This is a genomic window from Streptomyces sp. RKAG290 (genome assembly GCF_023701695.1).
In the GTDB taxonomy this organism is placed as follows: Bacteria; Actinomycetota; Actinomycetes; order Streptomycetales; family Streptomycetaceae; genus Streptomyces.
In genome coordinates this window covers 3,235,382-3,257,104 of sequence record NZ_JAJOZC010000001.1, presented here as the reverse complement: position 1 = coordinate 3,257,104, position 21,723 = coordinate 3,235,382, and the positions used below count along the sequence as shown (strand labels likewise).

Genomic DNA, 21,723 nt, shown 5'->3' with positions numbered 1-21,723 from the left:
GGGGCGCCCTGGGCTCCTCCGTACGGAGGGCGGGGTGGGCTGCTCCTCCGTACGAAGGCGGAGTCGGCTACTTCTCCGGTACGGAGGCGGCGGCCTGGACGGGGTCCCCGTCCAGGGTCTCCACGGTCGTGGCCGCTCCGGCGGGCGCGGGAGCCGCTGAGGTCGACGGCGCGGCGGCCACCGCCTCCTCCGTACGGGCGACCGAGCCCGCCTGCGCGGTCGCGGCGGTCTTCCGGTGGTGCATCAGGATTCCTATGAAGCCTGCGAGGAATCCGCTGATCAGGCCCGACATCGCGTGGTTCACGGCGTTGACGGACGCGCTGTCCGGCATGCCGAAGACCGCGTAGTTGACTCCCGCGCTCATCACGGCCCCGAACGCACCGCCGATCACGCCGCTGATGACGGCGCCGCGCACGGGTGAGGCCGGAGTGGCCACGGGGCAGGGGCGGGAGCTGAGGTGAGCGGTGCGGTCATCGTCGGAGGCCCTCCAGACAGGCTGCGATGAGAGACCGGGAGCGGTTCGCGGGCATGGTGACATGCGTGCGCCGGAGCCTGCTCACACGGGCAGCCCACCGGTCCGGGGGATGCAAGCAGATACCTTGCGGCAGAACACGCGTTCCTCGCAACACCTTCTCGTTTTCGACACGTTGGGCTCTGGGCGCGGGGATGGCCGGGTGCGGGCTCTGCTTCTCGTACGTGCTCCCGTGCGCGGCCGCCCGCCTGCCTGCCTGCTCAAGCGCACCCGGCGAGGAAGCTGGGGGCGGGTGCGGGGAATGGTCATGAGTGCTTCGAACATGCCGTAGAGTTGTGTTTACCGACGCGGGGTGGAGCAGCTCGGTAGCTCGCTGGGCTCATAACCCAGAGGTCGCAGGTTCAAATCCTGTCCCCGCTACTGAAGAATCAGGCCCGGCATGCATACAGCGTGCCGGGTCTGATTCGTTCGTACGTTCGCCGGGCCGTCGGCCCGCCGGCCGGTGCGACCCGCACCGTGCACGTACCCCCATTGGCCGTCGAGGAGTCGCCCTGCGACCGCGCTCCGGGAAGTCTGGGGGTGGTGCGCGGTACCGTCCGCGGCCGTGGATGCACCGGGCAGGAGACCACAGGTGGGGAAGCGGGAAATGCGGCGGGGGAGGGGTGCCGGGGAGACCCGGACCCGCCGGTTCGTCCGGGCGCTGCCTGCCCTGATGATCGTCGGGGGGCTGGTGTTCGACGTCCTCACGCCGCCCGCCTTCACCGCCATTCCGCTGTTCGCGGCGGCCCCGCTGATCGCCGCCCCGTTCTTCTCGCTGGCCAGCACCGTCCGTACCGGTGTCGCCGCGTTCCTCGCCGTCATCGCGGTGCGGCTGTACAACGAGAACCTGTTCGAGGTCGTGCCGTCCATCGAGCTCCTCACCGTTCTCACCGTCTCGGTCCTCGCCGTCGTGATCAACGGGGTCGTACGGCGCAGCAACGAGCAGCTGGCGTCCGCGCGGGTCATCGCGGAGACCGCCATGCGTGCGGTGCTGCCGACGCCCTCCGACCGGATCGGCGGGCTGCACGTGGCCGCGCGGTACGAGGCGGCGCAGGCGGACGAGTTCGTCGGCGGCGACCTCTTCTCGGTCACGGACACCCCGCACGGGGTGCGGCTGGTGGTCGGTGACGTGCGGGGCAAGGGCCTGGATGCGGTGGAGGCCGTCGCGGTGGTCATCGGGGCGTTCCGGGAGGCGGCCGAGCAGGAGCCGACGCTCGAAGGGGTGGCGCAGCGGCTGGAACACGCGCTGGCGCGCGAGTCGAACCGGCGCGGCGGGCTCGACGCGGTCGAGGGCTTCGTCACCGCCGCCCTCGCCGAGATCCCGCCGGGTGCCTCCGTGGTGCGGATCGTCAACCGCGGCCACCCCGAGCCGCTGCTGCTGCACACGGACGGGGCGCTGGAGGTGCTGGGGCCCTCGGTGCCCACCCTGCCGCTGGGGATGGACCTGGGCGTGTGGCCGGACCGTGCCGACGAGTGGGAGCTGCCCGCCGGGTCGACGCTCCTGCTCTACACGGACGGCCTCTCCGAGGCCCGTGACGCCCGCGGGGTCTTCTACAACCCCGCCGAGCGGCTGCGCGGACGGATCTTCCCGGGGCCCGAGGAGCTGCTGTCCGCGCTGACCGACGACGTACGGCTGCACACGGGTGGCGAGACGACGGACGACATGGCGCTGCTCGCCGTCCTGCGCCCCGCGGAGGGGCAGCCCGACCGGCGTACGACCGTGAAGATCGTGGGACTGGGTGGCGGCGAGGGGTGACGGTTGCGGACGCGGTGAAGCGGGTGTGAAGGGTGACCCGTCATGGATGCCACGGTCCGTAACCGAAGCGCACCACTCCGCATAACATTTGACGCAACGTCAGAAAACAGCTAATGGCTGAGGGGCGATCAACTCGCCCGATTCCACCCGGTTCTGTCCCGTAAAGTCCAGGCCCAAGAAGTGAACGATAAGTGGGAACAGCTTGGAATCGGACCCGTGTGTCTATTAACGTTCGATAACGCAGCGCGGTTGTCCCTGCCGCCGTCAGAGGCGGCACCGTGCGCGAGCGCCGAATTCCGCAAGGGAACCGGGGAACCACCTACATGGGGTGAATCGGGCATCTCTGTCTCGTCAAGAGACGGAGGGACCCGTAGGAGACCTTCCTGCTCCGAACCCGTCAGCTAACCCGGTAGGCGAGAAGGAAGGAAAGGAGTGCGCCCCAGTGGCGTCCAACAAGCCTGCCCCCGAAGCCCCCTACCGGTTCGTGCCCGAACCCGGAAATGACTTCGGAACCGGGCCCGGTGCCGCTTACGGCACCGACTACGGATCCGATCACCGGACCGATCGGGGCAGCGAGTTCGGCAACGGCTTCCGCGCCGGCGCGGCCGAGCCCGACAGGGCGTGGGAGGAATGGAACCCCACCGAGGAGTCCGTCCGTCCCGTACGCGGCAAGCACCGCGTCGCCAAGCAGCGCAATGGTCTGGCCCGCAGCTCCACCGTCCTCGGCGTCGGCGTCATCGCGGCCGTCGGCGCGGGTGGCATGGCCTCCGCGCAGACCAAGCCGCCGGTCTCTATCTCCCTTCCCGATGCGATCTCGGACAACCTCCCCGAGGCCAAATCTCTTCCGGGCGTCGGCGCGCTGTTCGCCGGTGAGTCCGAGGCGGACAAGGCCGGGGCCGAGACCTCTGCCGCCCCGCTGACGACGGCCGGCATCACCACCGCCGAGGCCGAGCAGGGCACCACGGACGCCGGTGAGGCACTCCGCGCCCGCATCCTCCAGCAGGCCGAGCAGCAGCAGGACTCGGCCGATGCCGTGGCCAAGGAGGCCGAGGAGAAGGCCGCAGCGGAGAAGGCCGCCGCCGAGGCGAAGAAGCAGCAGGACGCCGCCGAGGCCAAGGTCACCGCCGCGAAGAAGAAGGCGGCGGAAGAGGCCAAGAAGAAGGCGGAGGCCCTGCGGCTCGCCAAGCTCGCCGCCAGCTACGCCATCCCGACCTCCTCGTACACGATCACGTCGACCTTCGGCGAGGCCGGTTCGATGTGGTCCTCCGGCTACCACACGGGCCTCGACTTCGCGGCGCCGACCGGTACCCCGATCAAGGCCATCCACGGCGGCACCATCAAGTCGGCCGGCTGGTCCGGCTCGTACGGCTACCGCACCGTCCTCGAACTCGAGGACGGCACCGAGCTGTGGTTCTGCCACCAGTCCTCGATCGGTGTCAGCGTCGGCCAGAAGGTCACCACCGGCGACACCATCGGGCGCGTCGGCGCGACCGGCAACGTGACCGGCCCGCACCTCCACCTGGAGGTCCACACCCCGGACGGCACCGGGATCGACCCGATGACGTGGCTGCGCGACCGGGGCCTGACCGTCTGAGGCCGCCGCACGGCCCGGAGCCGGGGCTTCCCGGCTCCCAGCCGTGCCCCTGAGCCGGTCTCCCGGTCACTTGACCCCGGCAAGTCCTGACGCTCACCCACCGACGTCAGGGCTGCCGGTCTGTCCGGCCGTCACCCCTTCAGCTGCATGGGGCACGGAATACCGGGGCGGGTGGAACGGGTTGTGCCACCCATGACTTCTCTACGCACGCTCGGCTCCTCCGACCTCCAGGTCTTCCCGCTCGCCCTCGGCGGCAACGTCTTCGGCTGGACCGCCGACGAGGCGCAGTCCTTCGCCGTTCTCGACGCCTACGTGGCGGCGGGCGGCAACTTCGTCGACACCGCCGACTCGTACTCGGCCTGGGTCCCCGGCAACGAGGGCGGCGAGTCGGAGACCCTCATCGGCAAGTGGCTCGCCGCACGGGGCAACCGTTCCGATGTCGTGGTGGCGACCAAGGTCGGCGCCCACCCCTCGTACAAGGGGCTCTCCGCCCACACCATCAAGGCCGGGGCCGAGGAGTCGCTGCGCCGGCTCGGTACCGACCACATCGACCTCTACTACACGCACTTCGACGACGAGACGGTCCCGGTCGAGGAGATCATCACCGCTCTCGACCAGCTGGTGAAGGACGGCAAGGTGCGTCAGATCGCCGCCTCCAACATCAGCCCGGAGCGGCTCCGCGCCTCACTGGCCTTCTCCGAGCGCGAGGGGCTGGCCCGTTACGTGGCACTGCAGCCGCACTACAACCTCGTCTCCCGGGACACCTACGAGGGTGAACTCCAGGACACCGCAGCCGACGCCGGGCTCGCCGCCGTCCCGTACTTCGCCCTCGCCTCCGGCTTCCTCACCGGCAAGTACCGTCCGGGCACGGCCGTGGACAGCGCGCGCGCCGGAAGCGCGGGCAAGCACCTGGAGTCCGAGCGCGGCCGGAAGGTCCTTGCCGCGCTCGACAAGGTGGCGCAGGAGCGGGACGCGGAGATCGCGACCGTGGCGCTGGCGTGGCTGGCCGGCCGGCCGACCGTTGCCGCACCGATCGCCTCGGCCCGCACGGTCGAGCAGCTTCCCGCGCTGGTGGCCGTCGCCGATCTGCAGCTGACGGACCAGGACCTGACCGAGCTCACCGAGGCGTCCGCCTAGTGCCTTTGCGTTTGCGTGCTCCGAACGAGCGGCCCTAGGCCTGTGGGTCGTACGGCGGAGGGCTGTACGGCTGGGGGTTGTACGGCGGAGGGCTGTAGGGCCCGGGGTTGTGCGGCTGTTGGCTGTACGGCTGTCCGTCGTACGCCTCCTGGCCGTACGGCTTTTGGTTGTACGCCTGTTGGTTGTACGGCTCTCCGTAGGGCGGGGCCGCGTAGGGCTGTCCGCCGTACGGATGCGCGGGGTACGGGTGCGGGGCGTGGTTGCCCTGCGGCCCGTACGTCCCGTAGCCCGGGTGCGCCCCGTAGCCCTGATACGGCTGGGGTGGCCGGGGTATGAAGCGGGGGCGCAGGCGGCCGGTCGCCTGCGCCGCGTACGCCAGGGCGGGTCCGGCGATCTCCTTGCGCTGCCACAGGTGGTGCAGGAGCTCCAGCTCGCGCTCGGCCAGGTCCGGGCCCGCCGTGCCGCGGCGGGCCTGTCGGCGCAGGAAGGCCAGTGACGTCGCGAACGACTCGTACTCGGCGACCGTCCGCGCCGCCGCCTTGCCCCGGGCCTTGGCCTGGCTCCGGAGCTGAGCCCCGGCCGGGGCCGGCCGATGGGCGGGGCCGAACGGGCCGGGGCCGTACGGCCCGCCGCCCGCGGCTGCCGCGTGCCACCGGCGGGCGGCGTCCCGGGCCAGCCCGCGGGCGCGCATCGAGGACAGGGCCAGCGGTTCGGTGGCGGACAGCCAGCCGGCCGTGGCGTAGGCGGGCAGCTCGATGGCCAGGGTGCGCAGCTCCCGCTGCCGGGACCAGATCGCCAGCCAGGTCACCAGGCCGAAGGCCGGCACCATGAAGGCCCCGTACACGGCATAGAAGCCGTACGGGCCGAAGGTCGACGACCCGTTCCACAGGGCGTGCATGCCCATCGCGAGGAGCAGGCCGAACACCGGCAGTGCGAAACGGCGGAACCGCTGGCGGCGTGCGCTGCTCGCCGCGATCCCGAAGCCGATGCCCGTCATGACGGTGAAGAGGGGATGCGCGAACGGCGACATCACCGCACGTACGAAGAACGTCGCCACGGTCACCGACGCGAAGCCCGAGCCCATCTCCTGGTCCTCGCCGAAGGCGTTGCCCAGATACAGGATGTTCTCGGTGAAGGCGAAGCCCGTCGCGGCGAAGCCGGCCACGACGACGCCGTCGACGACGCCGTTGAAGTCCCTTCTTCGGAACAGGAAGAGCAACAGCACGGCCGCGGCCTTGGAGCTCTCCTCGACGACGGGCGCTATGACCGTGGCGCCGAGGGTGTCCGCGCCGCCCGGGTCGGCGGTGGCCGTGGCGATCCACTGGGTCGCGAAGGAATTCGCGATGATCGCGACCAGGGCGGCCGCGCAGGCTCCCCAGGCGAAGGCGAACAGCATGTTGCGCCACGGGCCCGGTTCGACCCGGTCAAGCCAGCGGAACGCCGTCATCAGCAGCGGTACGGGCAGGACCGCCAGGCCGAGGCCCACCAGGAAGCCCTGAGTCCCCGTCTGGTCGCGGACCAGCGCCAGGATGACCAGGCCGCAGAGGGCCAGCACGGTGAAGACGGCGACGACGCGGAGCGTCTTGCTCCGCCACAGCATGCCTACGCGGCGCGGCCGGTAGCGCCACTGGCCACGCTCCGGCACGGCAGCCAGGATCTCGCCGACCCGCTGCTCCTCGAGCACCGGGACGGCCGGCTGCGACTGCCGTTGTTGCTGAACAGACCCGTCGGACACCCCCCGACCCTAACGAGGAGTACTGACAACGGCCATGGCGCAGGGGCGGGGTGGCGTCCGGGCCGCTCGCCGGTGCGGTGGATCAGTGGCGGGCGAAGAGCAGGTCGTGCACGACATGGCCCTTGTCCAGGCCCTGGCCCTCGAACCGGGTCAGCGGCCGGAACGCGGGCCGTGGGGCGTAGCCGCCGTCCGCCGCCGTGTTCTCGAAGCCGGGATGGGCGGTCAGCACCTCGAGCATCTGCTCGGCGTACGGCTCCCAGTCGGTCGCGCAGTGCAGGACCGCCCCGGGCTTCAGCCGCTGCGCCACGAGGTCGAGGAACTCCGGCTGGATAAGCCGGCGCTTGTGGTGGCGGGACTTGGGCCACGGGTCGGGGAAGTACACCCGCAGCCCGTCCAGTGAGTCCGGGGGCAGCATCTCCCGCAGCAGGATGATCGCGTCGCCGTTGGCGACCCGGATGTTGGACATGCCGTTCCGGTCCGCGAGACGGAGCAGGTTGCCCTGGCCCGGGGTGTGCACGTCGACGGCGAGGATGCCGGTGCCCGGGTCGTCGGCGGCCATCTGCGCGGTGGCCTCACCCATGCCGAAGCCGATCTCCATCACCACCGGCAGCCCGTCGAACAGCTCGGGCAGATCGAGGACGCGCAGCCCGTCGATGTCCAGGCCCCACTTCGGCCAGAGCCGCTCCAGGGCGTCCTGCTGGCCGGGCGTGACCCGGCTGCGGCGCGGCTGGAAGCTGCGGATCCGGCGCTCGTGGTGCGAACCGGCCGGGTCGGCCGCGGGGCCGCCGGGGAAGCGGGGCGCCTGGCGCAGCCTGCGCTGGCGGTCCATGGCCGCGGCGCGCAGCTCGTCCGGGATACCGGCGGTGGCGGGCACGGCGGCCGTGCGGTCTCCTGCGGGCGCGACGTCGCCGGGCGTCACGGGGGAGGGGTTCAGGGGCTCAGACACAATGCCCTGATTCTACGGCGGGTGGTTTCCACCCCGTCCCCTGTGCCCGGACGAGGGCCCTGCGTGCCACCTCCCGCCCGATGGGCAGCGACGCGGTGGCGGCGGGCGAGGGTGCGTTCAGCACGTGCACCGTGTGCGGGGCCTCGCGGATCAGGAAGTCGTCCACCAGGGTGCCGTCCCGGAGCACCGCCTGGGCCCTGACCCCGGCGGGGGCGGGCCGCAGATCGGCTTCCGTGACCTCGGGCAGCAGCCGCCGCACAGCCGCCGTGAACGCATGCTTCGACAGCGAGCGGTGCACCTCGCCCGCCCCGTACCGCCAGTGTTTGCGCGCGATCCGCCAGGAGCCGGGCCAGCTCAGCGTGTCCATCAGTTCGCGGGGGCGCACGACCGGCCAGCCGTATCCCTCGCGGGCCAGCGCGGGCACCGCGTTCGGCCCGACGTGGACGCTGCCGTCGTGGCCGCGGGTCAGATGCACGCCGAGGAACGGGAACGCCGGATCGGGCACCGGGTAGACCAGGCCGCGCACCAGGTCGGGCCGGGCCAGCTCGTAGTACTCCCCCCGGAAGGGCACGATCCGCATCCCCGGGTCGTCGCCCGCCAGCCGCGCCACCCGGTCGCAGTGCAGCCCCGCGCAGTTGACCAGCACCCGGGCTCGCACCACCAGACCGTCCGCCGTCCGCACCGCGACGCCCCACGGCCGCCGGTCGATCGCCGTGACCTCGGCGCCGAACCGGATCAGTCCGCCGCCGGCCCGCACCTCCGTGGCGAACCGCTCGGCGACCGCGCCGAAGTCGCACACCCCCGTCGTGCCCACCCTGATCGCGGCGAGGCCGCGCACCCGTGGTTCGTACTCCGCGATCTGCGCGGGCCCGAGCTCCCGCACGGGCAGCCCGTGCTCGCGGCCGCGCTGGACCAGCGCGTGCAGCCGGGGCAGCTCGGAGCGCCCGGTCGCCACGATCAGCTTGCCGGTCACCGCGTGCGCGATGCCGTGCTCCCGGCAGAAGTCGACCATTTCGGCGCCGCCGTGCACCGCGTACCGCGCCTTGAGCGAATCCGGGCGGTAGTAGATGCCGCTGTGGATGACGCCGCTGTTGCGCCCCGTCTGGTGGCGCGCGGGGCCCCACTCCTTCTCCAGCACGGTCACCCGCGTGCCCGGCGCGGTCCGCGTGATCGCATACGCGGTCGACAGACCGACGATCCCGCCGCCGATCACCAGCACATCGCAGTCGTACGCCGCGTGCGTCATCATCACGCCACCTCCCACCCCGATAGTGCACTGACCCACTGACAACGGGCTCAAACCCGAAGCGGGACAGCGTGGCGCATCCCATGCCCGGCGGGCCCGGCTGCCGGGCCCGCCGGGCATGCGGGTTATGCCGGGGCGACCAGGAGGGGGCGGGCGCGTTCCCGCAGCTCGACCACGCGCGGCTCGTCGCCGTAGGGCTCCAGCCGGTGCAGCAGGTCGCGGACGTACTCGGTGGTCCGTGCCGAGGAGATGCGGCCCGCCACCTCCACCGCCCGGGTCCCCGCCGCGCAGGCCGCGTCCAGATTCCCGGACTCCAGCTCGGCGACGGCCGACACCACGAGCCGCAGTCCGTGCGAACGGACGAATTCCTCGGTCGGCCTGGACAGCGCCTGCTCGGTGAAGCGCCGCACCTGCCGCGGCGCCTTCAGGTCGAGGTGGCACTCCGCGGCGTCGGCCGCGAACCTGTCGTACGAGTAGAAGCCCAGCCACGACGGGTCCGCGTCGCCGTCCCGGGAGCGCTCCAGCCACCCCTCGGCGGCCTTCAGCGCGGCCCCTGCGGCCGGTGCGTCGCTCGCCTTGGCGTGGGCCCGTGCCTCGACCAGGCGGAAGAAGCTCATCGTGCGTGCCGTCGCGAGGCCGCGGTTGCGCTCCACGGCGGCCTGCGCGAGGTCGACGCCCTCGTCGGCGAAGCCGCGGTAGGTCGCCTGTAGCGACATGGAGGCGAGGACGTAACCCCCGAGCGGTACGTCGGCGGCGGCCCGCGCCAGGCGCAGGGCCTGGATGTAGTAGCGCTGTGCGGCTTCCTGCTGGCCGGTGTCGAAGGCCATCCAGCCGGCGAGCCTGGTCAGTTCGGCCGCCGCGCCGAAGAGCGCCCGGCCCACCTCGTCGCTGTACGAACCGAGCAGCAGCGGTGCGGCGTCGACCCGTAAGCACTCCGGGACCATGGACGAACGCCAGTCCCCGCCGCCGTACTTGGAGTCCCAGCGGCGGGCGTCCTGGGCGGCCTCCCGCAGCTTGGACACGTCGCTGTGGCCGACCCGCAGCGGGGAGCCGGTGTGCGCGGAGTCGGGGCCGGGCTGGGCCGGGATCGAGGCACTGTGCCCCGGGACCGGCTGACCGCCCTGCCCGGGGGCCGCCGACGAACCCGCCTGACCCGGTACGAGCGCGGCTCCAGACGGGCTCTGCCGCGCCGACGCACCGGACGGTGCCACGGCATCGGATGCACTCGATACTCCTTGCGCCCCTGCTGCGCCCCGTGCGCCCTGTGTGCCGAGCAGCGCCGCCTCGGCGGCCACCGAGGCACGGGCGACCGACGGGTCGGCGGGGGATATCAGCCAGCGGGACGCGGGGGTGGCGTAGGCGCTCACCGAGAAGGAGCCGGCCAGCGACTGCCAGATCCCGCCGCTGCCGGCCCGCCGCCCGGCCAGATCAAGCCGGTACAGCTCGGTCGCCGAGCGGACCGCCTCACCCACGTCGCGCGGGAACGCCAGACCGACCTCCGGCGCCGGGTCGGCGTCGGCCAGCCCGATCTCGTGCAGCGGGACCGGCCGGCCGAGCTTGGCACCGATCGCCGCAGCGATGAGATGGGGCGCGGCACCCTGCGGCACCATGCCCTTGGAGACCCACCGGGCCACCGAGGTCTTGTCGTACCGAAGTGTCAGTCCGCGCTGCGCCCCGAGGTCGTTGACCCGCCGGGCGAGCCCGGCGTTGCTGATTCCCGCGAGGGCGAGAACGGTTCCGAGCTTCTCGTTCGGCCCGCGTTGCTCCCTGGACATGCGCCACCCCTCGACACACAGACGGCAGCCGCGTCACCGATGCGGCGCGCGGCATTCGTACCGTGTTCTCCCCAGGGACGAACCCCGGCACTCCGGCCGCACACGCATTTGGCCGAGCCCCGAGGAATATGCCGCCCTGCCGAGAACAGCAGTAAACCCAGCGTAGTTCGCCGCATCCCTACCGTTAAGGGGCAGACGTCCGTATGGCGGGATTGTTGTCCGTCCGGACCGCGCGATGGCGAACGGCGGGGAGCGGGCGGGCGCGAGGGGCCCTCGGGGCGGATGTGGCGAGCGGGAGGCGGAGGAAGCGCGGAGGAAAGGCGGAGGAAGCAGGGGGGAGAGGGGAGGCGGTGTGGAGCCCGCCGGAGCGGGCCCGCGGCGGCGTGGGCGTGGCGAGGGCGCGGGCGGCGCGGCCGGGAGGGGGGAGGAGTCGTGCGGCCACCGCGCCCGAGGCGCTGACCAGCACGGACCTCCGGCCCGAGCCTCACGCTCGGCAGCCGTTTGCGGCGTCCGGTCGGCCCCTGTGGAGGCCCTGTTCGCGGTGTCCGTGCGTGCTCCTCGTGTGTGGCCGTGCGCCCGGCCGTGCGCTCTGGCCCGGTCCTTGCGGGAGCGCTTGCATGGGTGCTGCGTGGGTCGGCCCGCCGCACTGGACACGGCGGGCTGGGGGAAACTGCCGCCTCATTCCCCGCAGGCGGCGGACCGGTCCGGGAGGCGAACTGTGCCTCCCGGACTGTGCGTCGGGGCCGGACGCGGAGGTCGTGGCCGATGGCCGCCCTCGCGGAGCCGGCCTCGCCCGGCGGCGCGGGGCGGGCCGTCGAACCCCTCCGGCAACCCGCCGCAGCTCCTGGCGCCGGCCGATGCGGCCGGGAACGATCCGGTGCGAATAGGGATGAAGGTGGCCATGACTTCCTGGCCGCACGGTTCCAACACGCTCCGAGATTGGCCGAATGTCGTCGGTCCGGTGAGGTTGGGCCGACCGATTCGGGGACATTCCGTCGGCCGCGCGTCCGGGGTGCGGGCGGTGGCCGGAACCGGGTCGTTTCCCGTCCTACGGAGGGGTACGCGCAAAGGGGCGCCGCGTGCGGAATGGTCAACTCCGTTGCTGCCGACGGCGACGCGCGCGGGCTACGCGCCGACCGGTGCGACCGGCGGCCCCGTTCCGGCCTTTGCCAGGGGCGCATGCGCTCGCGACGTGCGCCGTCCGTAGCCACTCCTGCACGCCGTTGTCGTGGCAGCATGTCCGCAACGGCGCCGCGCGTTACCGGAGTTCTCCCGATACCGCCCTGCCGCGCCGTTTTGTCCACAGCCTGTGGAGGCGGCGATGCGTTGGTTGGTGGGTTGGAGCAGTATCGCCGCGAGCTTCGGCACGGTCGGGGCGGTCGGCGCGAGTGACGAGGGGCGCACGATGCACCCCGTGGGTTCCCAACTCCTCTGGGGGGACCCGGATCCGCTCTGGGCGGTCGGCGACTGGCGGCCCGACGAGATCCGCACCATCCGGGTGGACACGGCCGAGGGCGCGCCCACGGCCCGGCTCGCCGTACTCGGCTGCTGCGGCGCCACCGACGAACAGCTGCGGGTCGGCCTGCTCGCCGCACGCGGCGGAGCCCTGCGCCACCTCACCGCATGGACCGGCAGCTACACGGCCGTCGTCCAGATAGGCCGACGGATCACCGTGGTGGGTGACCTCGCCGGAGCCCGCCCCGTCTTCTACACGCCCTGGGCAGGCGGCACGGCGTACGCCACGGCCGCGCTCCCGCTCGCCGACCTCATCGAGGCGCAGCTCGACATCGGCCACCTCGCCGCCCTGCTCGCCTGCCCCGAATCCCCGGAGGCGCTGCGCGACGGCACGCCGTACGCCGGAGTGAAGCGCATCCCGCCGGGGCACGCGCTGATCCTGCGCGAGGGTTCACGGGAGATCACCGGTTACGAGGCGGTGGCCTCGCTCGCCGTGGCCGCGCCCGAGCTCGACCCGGTGAGCGCTGTCGACGGGGTGCGCGACGCGCTGGTCGAGGCCGTGCGTGCCAGGCTCCTGGCGCCCCGCCACGCCCCGGAGACGCTGCCGCCCGACCCCGGCCCGGTCCCCGGCATGGGCCCCGCCGAACGCCGTGCCGCCCGGGGGCACCCGTCCCCGGCATCGGCTCCGACCTCTCCGGAGGCAGCGCGTCGGCCACCCTCGCCCTGCTCGCCGCCGGGTTGCCCGGCCTGCCCGGCACGCTCCTGGGCCACGGCACGGGAGCGGGGGAGCGGCTCCTCGCCGTCACGTTCAACGACCTGACCACCCGCGCCCACGAGGACGAACTCGAACGCGCCCGCGTCATCGCCGCCAACCCGCGCCTGCACCATGTGGTCGTCGCCGCGGGTGAAGAGGCCCTGCCGTACGCCGACCTGGACAACGGCCCGCTGACCGACGAACCGGCTCCGTCGCTCGTGGTCGTCGAACGCCATCGCCGGCGGCTCTCCGCAGGCAGCGCCGACCACTTCGTGGGTGACGGCGCCCGGCAGGTGCTCGACGCGCACCCGGCCCGCCTCGCCGACCTGCTGATCGACCGGCGCAGACGTCACCTGGTGCGCCCGGTCGCCGCACTCGCCAAGGCCGAAGGCCCGTCCGCGCATTCCCTGTTCGTCCCGCTGACCCTCTACCGGGCGGCCCGCCGGCTGGCCCGCACCTCGTACCGCACCGGCCTCGAAACCGCGGCCGCCCGGCTGCCCGACGCCAACCGCCTCACGCCTGACCTCGGCACCCCCGCCGACGCCTCGCTCGCCGCGTTGACCTGGTCACGTCCGGGGCCGGCCGCCCGGTGGCTGACCGGGGAGGCACTCGCTGAAGTATCGGTTCGCCTGCAGGCGGCGGCGATCCGGCCCACCTCCGTCCAGCGCCCCGGCGAGGCCCGCGCCAGGGCCGCGCTCGCCCGGAACGCGGCCGACCACCGGATCCTGGAGCAGGCCGCCGAGGTCCGCAGCCAACGGCTGCACGCACCCTTCCTCGACAACCAGGTCGTACGCGCCGCCCGTGCGCTCCCCGAATCCCTCCGCGTGCAACCCGGCGCCCGTGCCGCGGTTCTGCGCCGGGTGCTGGCCGGCGCCGGCATCCACGAGCTGCCACCAGGATGGGGCACTCCGTCCCAGGCCACCACGACCGCGGTCACCCGTACCGGCCTGCGCGCCGCGCTGCCCGAGCTGATCGCCCTCTTCGACGCCCCGCTGCTCGCCGACGCGGGGCTGGTCGAGGCCCGAGTCGTACGGAAGGCCCTGCGCGCGGCCGCCGAGGGCGAGCCCCTCCCCCTGGACGGCCTCGCGGACCTCGCCTCCACCGAGCTGTGGCTGCGCCGCCTCGTCTCGCGCCGCGGCACCTGCTGGACCGGCACGGCGGCACCGCGCCAGCGCGCGGTGGCCGGCGGCGTGGTCCCGGCTCGGCGGACACTGCAGCCGTAGGCGGGGGCGTTAGGCGGCAGCCTTGGGCGGGGGCGCTGGGAGGCCGCCTTGGGTGGGGTGGGCGGTCGCGGTAGCCATGCGCGCACATACGGATTGGCTCGGGACGCGGGCAGCGCGGGCGCGGGCGCGGTGACGGGCGGGCAGAGGCCACGGTCACGGTGTTCTCGGTCCGGTTCGCCTGCGGGCCCAGGCCATCCGCCGTCCGCCGTCCGCCATCCGGCATCCGCTGTCCGCGGTGTTCTCGGACCGGTCTCGCCTGCGGAGCCAGGCCATCCGCCGTCCGCTGTCCGACCGGCGGGACACAATGGCGGGGTGCGGTATCTGATCCTGGGCGCCACGGAGGCGCGAGACGAGAGGGGTGGCGCGCTGCCCCTCAGCGGCACGCGCCTGCGCGCCCTTCTCGCTGCCCTCGCCCTGCGCCCCGGACGCTCCGTGCCGATGACCGAGCTCGTCGACGACGTATGGGCGGACGATCCCCCGGCGGACGCACCCGCCGCGGTCCAGGCTCTCGTCGGCCGCCTGCGCCGGGTGCTGGGCAGGGACGCGCTCGACAGAACCCCGGGCGGCTACCGCCTCGCGGCCCGCCCGGACGACATCGACCTGCACGTGTTCGAGCGGCTCGCCCGGCAGGGCACGGCCGAGTTGGAGGCCGATGCCCCCGCGGAGGCCGCCCGCACGCTCCGTGCGGCACTCGCGCTCTGGCGTGGACCCGCCCTGGCTGACCTGCCCGACCCGCGCCACGGCCACGCCCTGCGTCCGGAGGGCCACCGGCTGGCCGCGCTGGAGCGTCGCATCGAGGCCGACCTGCGCTGCGCGGAGGCCGGGACGGCTGCCGCAGCTTCTGCCGGGACGGGGGTGGGGCCCACGACGCCAACGATGGCCACGACACCCACGGCGTCCGTCCCGCCCACGGCGTCCGTCCCGCCAACGATGTCCGCGTTGCCCACGACGTCCGCCCCGTCCGCCCCTCCCGTCGCGCCTGCCACGCCCGCCACCCTCGTCCCCGAGCTGCTGGAGCTGACCGCGGCTCACCCGTACGACGAACGCTTCCGGGCGCACCTCATCCGCGCCCTGCGCGCCGACGGTCGGCAGGCCGATGCGCTCGCCGCGTACGAGGACGCGCGCCGTGCCCTCGCCGACGGTCTCGGCACCGACCCCGGTCCCGAACTGACCGCACTCCACCGCGAACTGCTCGACCCCGTCCCCGCACCCGCGCCAGGGCCCGCCGGGGCGAGGCCCTCACAGGGCAACCTCCGGCGTCGGCTCACCTCATTCGTCGGCCGCGAGCCCGAACTCCGGGCCATCCGGGACGACCTGACCTGCTCCCGGCTGGTCACCCTCACCGGGCCGGGAGGTTCGGGGAAGACCCGCCTCGCGGAGGAGTCCGCGTCGCACGAGGACCGGGCCGACGCCCCCGGCGATGTCTGGCTCGCCGAACTCGCCCCGGTGGAGGACCCCCACGCCGTCCCCGGAGCCGTACTCTCCGCGCTCGGACTGCGTGAGACGACCCTGTTGCGGGACAGCGGCCACGACGGCACGTATCCGCGCACCGACCCGGTCGACCTGCTCGCCGATCACCTTGCGCACCGCAGCAGGTCCCGTCCCTTCCTGCTCATCCTCGACAACTGCGAGCACGTCATCGGTGCGGCGGCAGCGCTGGCCGAGACCCTGCTGACCCGGTGCCCACAGCTGCGCATCCTCGCCACCAGCCGCGAACCGCTCGGCGTGCCCGGAGAATCCGTGCGCCCGGTGGGCCCGCTCACCGCCGACTTCGCCCGCCGCCTTTTCACCGAGCGGGCCCGTGCCGTGCGCCCCGATTTCGACCCCGAGCGGGAGTCCGCACAGGATTCGGCGGCCGTCGCCGAGATCTGCCGGCGGCTGGACGGTCTGCCGCTCGCGATCGAACTCGCCGCAGCCCGGCTGCGGATGCTCACCCCGCGCCAGATCGCCGACCGGCTCGACGACAGGTTCCGGCTGCTGACCGGCGGCAGCCGCACCGTGCTGCCGCGCCAGCAGACCCTGCGCGCGGTCGTCGACTGGTCCTGGGACCTCCTGGAGGACGCCGAACGCACCGCCCTGCGCCAGGTCTCCGTCTTCGCGGGCGGCTGGGACCTGTCGGCCGCCGAGGCGGTCTTCACGACCGCGGCCGCCACCGCACGGCACACCGCCGCCGACGCGGCGGCCTTCACCGCGGACCTCATCGGGGCGCTCATCGACAAGTCCCTCGTCGTCGCCACCCCGACCCTCGACGGGGAGATGCGCTACCGCCTCCTGGAGACCATCCACGAGTACGCCATCGAGCGCTGCGCCGAGGCTCCGGACGTACGGGACGCCGCCGGGCGTGCACACACGGCACACTTCCTCGCGCTCGTCGAGGAGGCCGAGCCGCGACTGCGCTCCGGGGAGCAGCTCCGCTGGATCCAGCGTCTGGAGACGGACCTCGACAACATCCGGGCGGCACTCCACCGCACCACCACCCTCGACGTTCCGTCCGAGAGGTCCGGCCCGTGCCGGCATCCGGAGCCCTCGCAGCAGCTCTCCCAGCCTCCTCAGCCTTCCCCACTCTCCCGATCACCCCGATCCCCCCAGCCCTCCCGACCCTCCGCGCCCTCCCAGCTGCCCCAGCCGTCCGAGCCGGATGCGACACGGCTGGTGCTTGGGATGGGGTGGTTCTGGTGGCTGCGCAACTACCGCCCCGAGGGCCTCACCTGGACCGAGCGGGCTCTCGCGCTCGGCCCGGAGCCCGCAGACGGCACCGACCCCCGCTACTGGCCCTGGATGAACCTGCACATGCTGAGTTTCTTCCTGGAGGTGGAGAGCCGTCCGGCCGACGCGAGCCGCAACGATCACCGCTCCCAGGAGTTCGTGAGCCGGATGGCCGACGCGTTCGTGTCCTCCGGGCCGCAGGCCGCCCGCTTCCCCGGACTGCTCTGGCCGATGACCTCGTTCGTCACCCTGGGCACGTCGGACATGGCGGACGTACGGCGGAAGATCGACGCGGTCGTCGACAACGCCCGTATCCACGGCGGCGCCTGGGAGTACGGAGTCGCCCTGATGTTCCGGACGCACATGGCCGTCGACATGCCCGGCGGCATGAAAGGGGTCGACGACGATCTGGCGGAACTGCGCGCACTGAGCCGCCGCGTCGGCGACCGCTGGATGATGGCACAGGTCGCGAGCGCGGCGGCCGAGGCGGGCATGATGCGCGGGCGGTACGACGAGGCGCGCGCGGCCTACGAGGAGGCGCTGCTGCTCGCCCGCGAGGTCGGCGCCCACGCCGAGGCCCCGTTCCTCCTGGCCCGGCTCGCCGAACTCTCCTACCGCACCGGCGACCTGGCTTCGGCGGAGCGCGGCCTGGACCGGTCGGAGGACGAGGCGGAGCGCTACCAGGCGCATGACGCGGCCGTGTACGTCCACTACCTCCGGGCCACCATGGCGCTGGACCGCGGCGACATCGCGGGGGCGAGGCGCAGGCTCACCACGGCGCAGCAGAGGAACGACACCAGCCCCCCGCCGACGCAGTTCCCCGCCCTGCTGGAGGGGCTGTCGGCCCGCATCGCCGTGCACGAACCGGAGCCCGCCGGCGGTCCGGTCGCCGGGCTGCACGGCATGACGGCGGCCCTGACCGCGGCGAGGGACGCAATGTGCGCCGAGGTCGTCACCGGGTACCTGGCGGACGGCGTGGTGACCGTACTGCCGAAGGTGGGCCGGTACGGAGCCGCCGTACGCGTCCTGGCTGCCGCCGACAGCTGGCGGCTGTCCGGTCCCAGGACCGCGGCGGAGCAGTCCGAGGTGGACGCGGCCATGCGCCTGGCCCGTGAGGAGCTGGGCGCGCGGCGGTACGAGGAGGAGCTCACCGCGGGCACGGCGCTGACCCTCGACGAGGTCATCGACCTGCTCCAGGGCATCACGGCGGAGCTGCCACCGATCCCCGACCCCGCCGCGGAACTCGCACCGCCCGAGGCGGGGGCCGGGGCGGGGGCCGGGGCGGGCTGACTCCGCGGGGCGTTGCCCGCGCCGGTCAGCGGCAGCTGATGCGGGACTGCGCCCAGTCGGCGAGGGCCACCCCGCCGAACGGGCTCATCGGCTCCACGACGAGCCGGATCCGGTCCTGGCCCTCGATGCCGACACCGACCGGCACGGCCGGGTCGTCGCCGTTCATCACCGGGGACTGCCACAGCCGCGCCCCGTCACCGTCGTACACGGCGAAGCGCACCGATCCGAGGCCCATCGTCAGGTCGTCGACCCCGACCAGAGCCTCGTAGCGGGTGCACGCGCGGTTCAGCTGGATGACCACCGAGGAGCGGCTGTGGACGGTCACCCCGTGGGCGTACTGCGTGCCGCCGATCGACATCCTGGAGCGCTGCCAGATCCAGCTGCTCTCACCGAGCACCACCTCGGGCCGGGTGTGGTCGCCGAGCAGGGTGTAGCTCAACTCGTTGACCTGGTAGACCTCCGGCGCCGGTGCGGGCGGCGGGGGAGCGGGGGGCGGCGTGGGCTTCGGCGGCGGGGTGGGTTTCGGCGTCACCGGAGCCGGCGGCGTGGGCTTCGGCGTCGGTGTGGGAGTGGGAGTCGGGGTGGGTGTGGGCGTGGGCTTCGGGGTTACGGGAGCGGGCGGCGCGGGCTTGGCGGGCGGGGTGGGCTTCGGCTTCGGCGGTGTCGGGGACGGCACCGCGGGCGCCACGACCGGCGGCCTGGCCGCCGGCTTCGCCTCGGGCCGCGGCTGGTCGTCACCGACCAGTGCCCACACCAGTCCGGCGGCGGCCGCGACGGCGACCGCCGCCGCGATGCCGGCCTTCGCCGGAGCGCCGAGCCCCTCGGACGCGGCGGCGCCACCGGCCGACCCCGCGGACGAACTTCCACCCGTCGCCGCGGCGGCGGCACCGGCACCCGCGGCGCCGACCGCGCCGCCTGCCACGATCCCGGCGGCCTTGAGCGCGTATCCGGCGGCGAACCAGCCGATGACCGCGACCGGCAGCAGCGCCGGAATCCCGGCGTTGACCTGGGCCAGCTCGCCCGCTGCGAGCCGGCACTTCGCGCATTCGTCCAGGTGCCCCCGCAGCCCGCGCTCGGCGCGCATCCGCAGGCCGCCCCGGGCATAGGCGCCGAGCCGGTCGGCGTAGCGGGCGCAGTCTCCTCCCGAGGTGAGCGCCTGGCTCACATGGGCCTGCAGATAGGCCTGCTTGAGCCCTTCACGGGCCCGACTGGCAAGCACCGATGTGGCGTTGGCGGTCAGACCGAACAGCGGGGCGATGTCGCTGGGCGACTCCTCCTCGACGGTGGTGTGCCACAGCACCGCCTGCCAGCGTTCCGGGAGGCTGCGGAAGGCCTGCATCGCCATCGACTGCTCGGCCTCGTGCATGGCCATCACATCGGCGCCGAGGTCGAGGGTGTCCGCGTCCGACGCGTCCGAGGACCGCGTCGACTGCGCCGCGAACACCGCGAAGTCGTCGACGAGTTGTTCCCGCCTCGCGGTCTTCGTCCATGCGGCGGCGACGTGCCGGACCGCGGTCATCAGGTAGGCCCGTACCGCCTCCTCGGGCCCCTTACCGCCGCGTACCGCCTGCAACGTCCGGGCGAAGACCTCGGCGGTCAGGTCGTCGGCGGTGTGCGCGTCCTGGCAACAGGTGCGCGCGTAGCGGCGCACCGCGTCCGAGTGCCTGCGGAACAGTTCCTCGTACGCGAGGTCGTCGCCGTCCCGCATCTGCTGGATCAACTGGGAGTCGGCGGGCGCGAGTCCGGAGGCGTCCGCGGTGGGCGAGCTGCGGCCCACGCGTTGCATGGGGACCGCGGCCGCTGCTGCGGTGTCGATGGTGTCCGTGTCGGCCGGTGCGGGGTGTTCCGCCGGCGCGGGCGGCCACGGACCGGGCAGCACCGTGCCGCCGCCCTCATCACCGGCGCCCTGCCGTCCGGGCCCGGCCTGGCTCGGCACCTGGCCTGCGGACAGACCGCCCGTCCCCGCGCCGCCGTCCGCGGTGGAGACACCGTCGAACGACTCTTCCTGCTGCCCGTCACCGCTCATCCCGGATGCCCCCGTATGCGCTTTCGGATCCGAACACCGGGCAAGCGTGCCACAGCGCGCATGAGTGGCGAACCCTCAGCCTCACCAACCACTCATCCGGGGCGTTTTCCCGAATGTGAGCACTAGCGGACACCCATTCGGGGAAGGGGTAACGGGATTCGCCCACGGGGCAGTTGGGGGCGACCGAGTCGAGCGCGCGACAGCGGAGCCGGGACCGGCCCGCCGGTACACCCCCGCAGACAGCGAGAGCGCACCGACGCACCGCAACGACCCCGACGCACGCACCGCCCGGACGCCTCACCGCCCCACCACCCCGGACACGCACACCGCGCCGGACCAGCGCTGCCACGGGGTAGTTGAGGGCGACGGCATTGAGCGCGCGACATCGGAGCCAGGGCCGGCCCCCGCCGGTAAAGCGCCGCAGATCACCCACTCACGCAGGGCGCGAGCGCAGTCCCTCCAGCAGGATGTCCAGCAGTCGGGCCGAGGCCGCCGCCTGCTGTGCCGGGTCCGGGAGTGAGGGTGCCGCCGTGGCGATGACCAGCAGCACATCGGCCACCGTCACATCGCGGCGCAGCTCACCGGAGGTCCGCGCCCGGTCCACCAGCCGCCCCACGACCTCAAGGAGCTCGGCCGCACCCACGCCGACGTCGTCGATCTCCGCCTCCGGCGCAGGGCGCGGCTCGGCCACCCGCAGGCCGGTCTCCTGCCGCTGCTGGGGCACCCGGGGCTCGTCCCGCGGGCCACCGGCCGACGGTTCTGCCGCCAGGGTGACGCCGGCATCGCCGACCACCGTCGAGTCGTCGGCGTCCGCGCCGACGCGCAGTATCTGCGGAGGCAGCAGCCGCCCCGCACCCGAGGCCACCGAGGTCCGCAGGAAGCGCGACAGCGCCGACCACGGCTCCTCCTCCTGACCGAGCGCGGACCGGGCCTGGTCGGTCAGCCGGGAGGTCTCCTCCTCGGCTATCCGGCGCACCAGCACGTCCTTGCTGGGGAAGCGCCGGTACACCGTGCCCACGCCGACCCTGGCGCGACGCGCCACGTCCTCCATCGGAGCGCCGTAGCCCAGCTCACCGAACACCTCGCGCGCGGCCCGCAGCACATGTTCCAGATTGCGCTGCGCGTCCACGCGCAGGGGCGCGGAGCGGCCGTGCGCACCGGCCCCGGTGGATCCGGCGCCCAGCGCGGCACCCAGCGTGCTCACCGTTCCCGACGGCACCGCGGTCCCTGATGACCCGATGCCGCTCACCGTGCCGACTGCCCCGATTCGCCCGTTTCCGTCGGACGCGACAGCAGCAGTCTGCCAATGCGATTCCTGAATATGCATTTCTGTTCCCCCGGTTATGACGTCTCCCCCCGGAGACTCCCGCCGTGTCAGTCGAGGGTGGACCGATGGTCACTGTCCGACACCCCGACGACACACGAACATAGTTGAGCCCGGGTCAATTCAGAAGGGGGCAGTTCCGCCCGGAGCGCCCCGCGATCGGAACAAGGACCGGTTGGTCACCGATTCGCCTCCTGTCCGTACCCCTCACCGCATCCCCTGACCTGCGGGGCTTCCGAAATGCC

Annotated in this window: 11 protein-coding genes, 1 tRNA gene, 1 pseudogene and 1 riboswitch; of the genes and pseudogenes, 6 read left to right on the top strand and 7 right to left on the bottom strand. The window is 73.3% G+C overall.

Annotated elements, in window-relative coordinates:
• Window positions 1–67: 67 nt before the first annotated feature.
• Window positions 68–436: a hypothetical protein gene (locus tag LNW71_RS14100; protein WP_250968559.1), complete on the bottom strand. Its 369-nt coding sequence runs from the start codon at window positions 434–436 to the stop codon at window positions 68–70.
• 382 nt (window positions 437–818) lie between these two features.
• Between LNW71_RS14100 and LNW71_RS14095 the strand changes: the two genes are divergently transcribed.
• From LNW71_RS14095 to LNW71_RS14080, 4 genes are all read left to right on the top strand, one after another.
• Window positions 819–892, top strand: a tRNA-Met gene (locus tag LNW71_RS14095).
• Between the two features lie 226 nt (window positions 893–1,118).
• On the top strand, window positions 1,119–2,267 hold the full coding sequence (locus LNW71_RS14090; protein ID WP_250971997.1) for a PP2C family protein-serine/threonine phosphatase: 1,149 nt from the start codon (window positions 1,119–1,121) through the stop codon (window positions 2,265–2,267).
• Between the two features lie 277 nt (window positions 2,268–2,544).
• Window positions 2,545–2,698: riboswitch (cyclic di-AMP (ydaO/yuaA leader) on the top strand.
• A gap of 11 nt (window positions 2,699–2,709) precedes the next feature.
• A complete protein-coding gene (locus tag LNW71_RS14085) occupies window positions 2,710–3,861 on the top strand; it encodes a M23 family metallopeptidase (RefSeq protein ID WP_250968558.1) in 1,152 nt (383 codons plus the stop codon).
• Between the two features lie 192 nt (window positions 3,862–4,053).
• Window positions 4,054–4,998, top strand: a complete 945-nt coding sequence (locus LNW71_RS14080; RefSeq protein WP_250968557.1) for an aldo/keto reductase — start codon at window positions 4,054–4,056, stop codon at window positions 4,996–4,998.
• Window positions 4,999–5,032: 34 nt separating this feature from the next.
• On the opposite strand, the gene LNW71_RS14075 is transcribed toward LNW71_RS14080, so the two are convergent.
• From LNW71_RS14075 to LNW71_RS14060, 4 genes are all read right to left on the bottom strand, one after another.
• A complete protein-coding gene (locus LNW71_RS14075; RefSeq protein ID WP_250968556.1) occupies window positions 5,033–6,733 on the bottom strand; it encodes a PrsW family intramembrane metalloprotease in 1,701 nt (566 codons plus the stop codon).
• A gap of 82 nt (window positions 6,734–6,815) precedes the next feature.
• Window positions 6,816–7,679 carry a tRNA (guanosine(46)-N7)-methyltransferase TrmB gene (gene trmB / locus LNW71_RS14070; protein WP_374119408.1) on the bottom strand — a complete coding sequence of 288 codons (864 nt, stop codon included), beginning with the start codon at window positions 7,677–7,679 and terminating at the stop codon, window positions 6,816–6,818.
• Window positions 7,672–8,928 (bottom strand): L-2-hydroxyglutarate oxidase, encoded by a 1,257-nt coding sequence (gene lhgO / locus LNW71_RS14065; RefSeq protein ID WP_250968555.1) that lies wholly within the window; start codon window positions 8,926–8,928, stop codon window positions 7,672–7,674. The genes trmB and lhgO overlap by 8 nt, the downstream gene beginning before the upstream one ends.
• A 122-nt stretch (window positions 8,929–9,050) precedes the next feature.
• Window positions 9,051–10,700, bottom strand: coding sequence for a sporulation protein (locus LNW71_RS14060; protein WP_250968554.1), 1,650 nt, complete (start codon window positions 10,698–10,700; stop codon window positions 9,051–9,053).
• 1,321 nt (window positions 10,701–12,021) lie between these two features.
• Here LNW71_RS14060 and LNW71_RS14055 point away from each other — a divergent pair.
• Window positions 12,022–14,132, top strand: a pseudogene (locus tag LNW71_RS14055) (asparagine synthase-related protein).
• Between the two features lie 312 nt (window positions 14,133–14,444).
• The gene (locus LNW71_RS14050) at window positions 14,445–18,128 is read left to right on the top strand and encodes a BTAD domain-containing putative transcriptional regulator (RefSeq protein ID WP_250968553.1); all 3,684 of its coding nucleotides are present in this window, start codon (window positions 14,445–14,447) and stop codon (window positions 18,126–18,128) included.
• A 25-nt stretch (window positions 18,129–18,153) separates the two neighbouring features.
• Here LNW71_RS14050 and LNW71_RS14045 read toward each other — a convergent pair whose 3' ends face one another.
• Entirely contained in the window at window positions 18,154–20,154 is a 2,001-nt protein-coding gene (locus LNW71_RS14045) for a sigma-70 family RNA polymerase sigma factor (RefSeq protein WP_250968552.1), read from the bottom strand.
• Window positions 20,155–20,587: 433 nt separating this feature from the next.
• Window positions 20,588–21,481, bottom strand: a complete 894-nt coding sequence (locus LNW71_RS14040) for a helix-turn-helix domain-containing protein (RefSeq protein WP_250968551.1) — start codon at window positions 21,479–21,481, stop codon at window positions 20,588–20,590.
• Window positions 21,482–21,723 lie beyond the last annotated feature (242 nt).

Coding starts and splice junctions, on each gene's coding strand:
- LNW71_RS14040 (WP_250968551.1), bottom strand. CDS start 21,481: ATGCATATTCAGGAATCGCATTGGCAGACTGCTGCTGTCGCGTCCGAC.
- LNW71_RS14090 (WP_250971997.1), top strand. CDS start 1,119: ATGCGGCGGGGGAGGGGTGCCGGGGAGACCCGGACCCGCCGGTTCGTC.
- lhgO (WP_250968555.1), bottom strand. CDS start 8,928: ATGATGACGCACGCGGCGTACGACTGCGATGTGCTGGTGATCGGCGGC.
- LNW71_RS14080 (WP_250968557.1), top strand. CDS start 4,054: ATGACTTCTCTACGCACGCTCGGCTCCTCCGACCTCCAGGTCTTCCCG.
- LNW71_RS14045 (WP_250968552.1), bottom strand. CDS start 20,154: ATGAGCGGTGACGGGCAGCAGGAAGAGTCGTTCGACGGTGTCTCCACC.
- LNW71_RS14060 (WP_250968554.1), bottom strand. CDS start 10,700: ATGTCCAGGGAGCAACGCGGGCCGAACGAGAAGCTCGGAACCGTTCTC.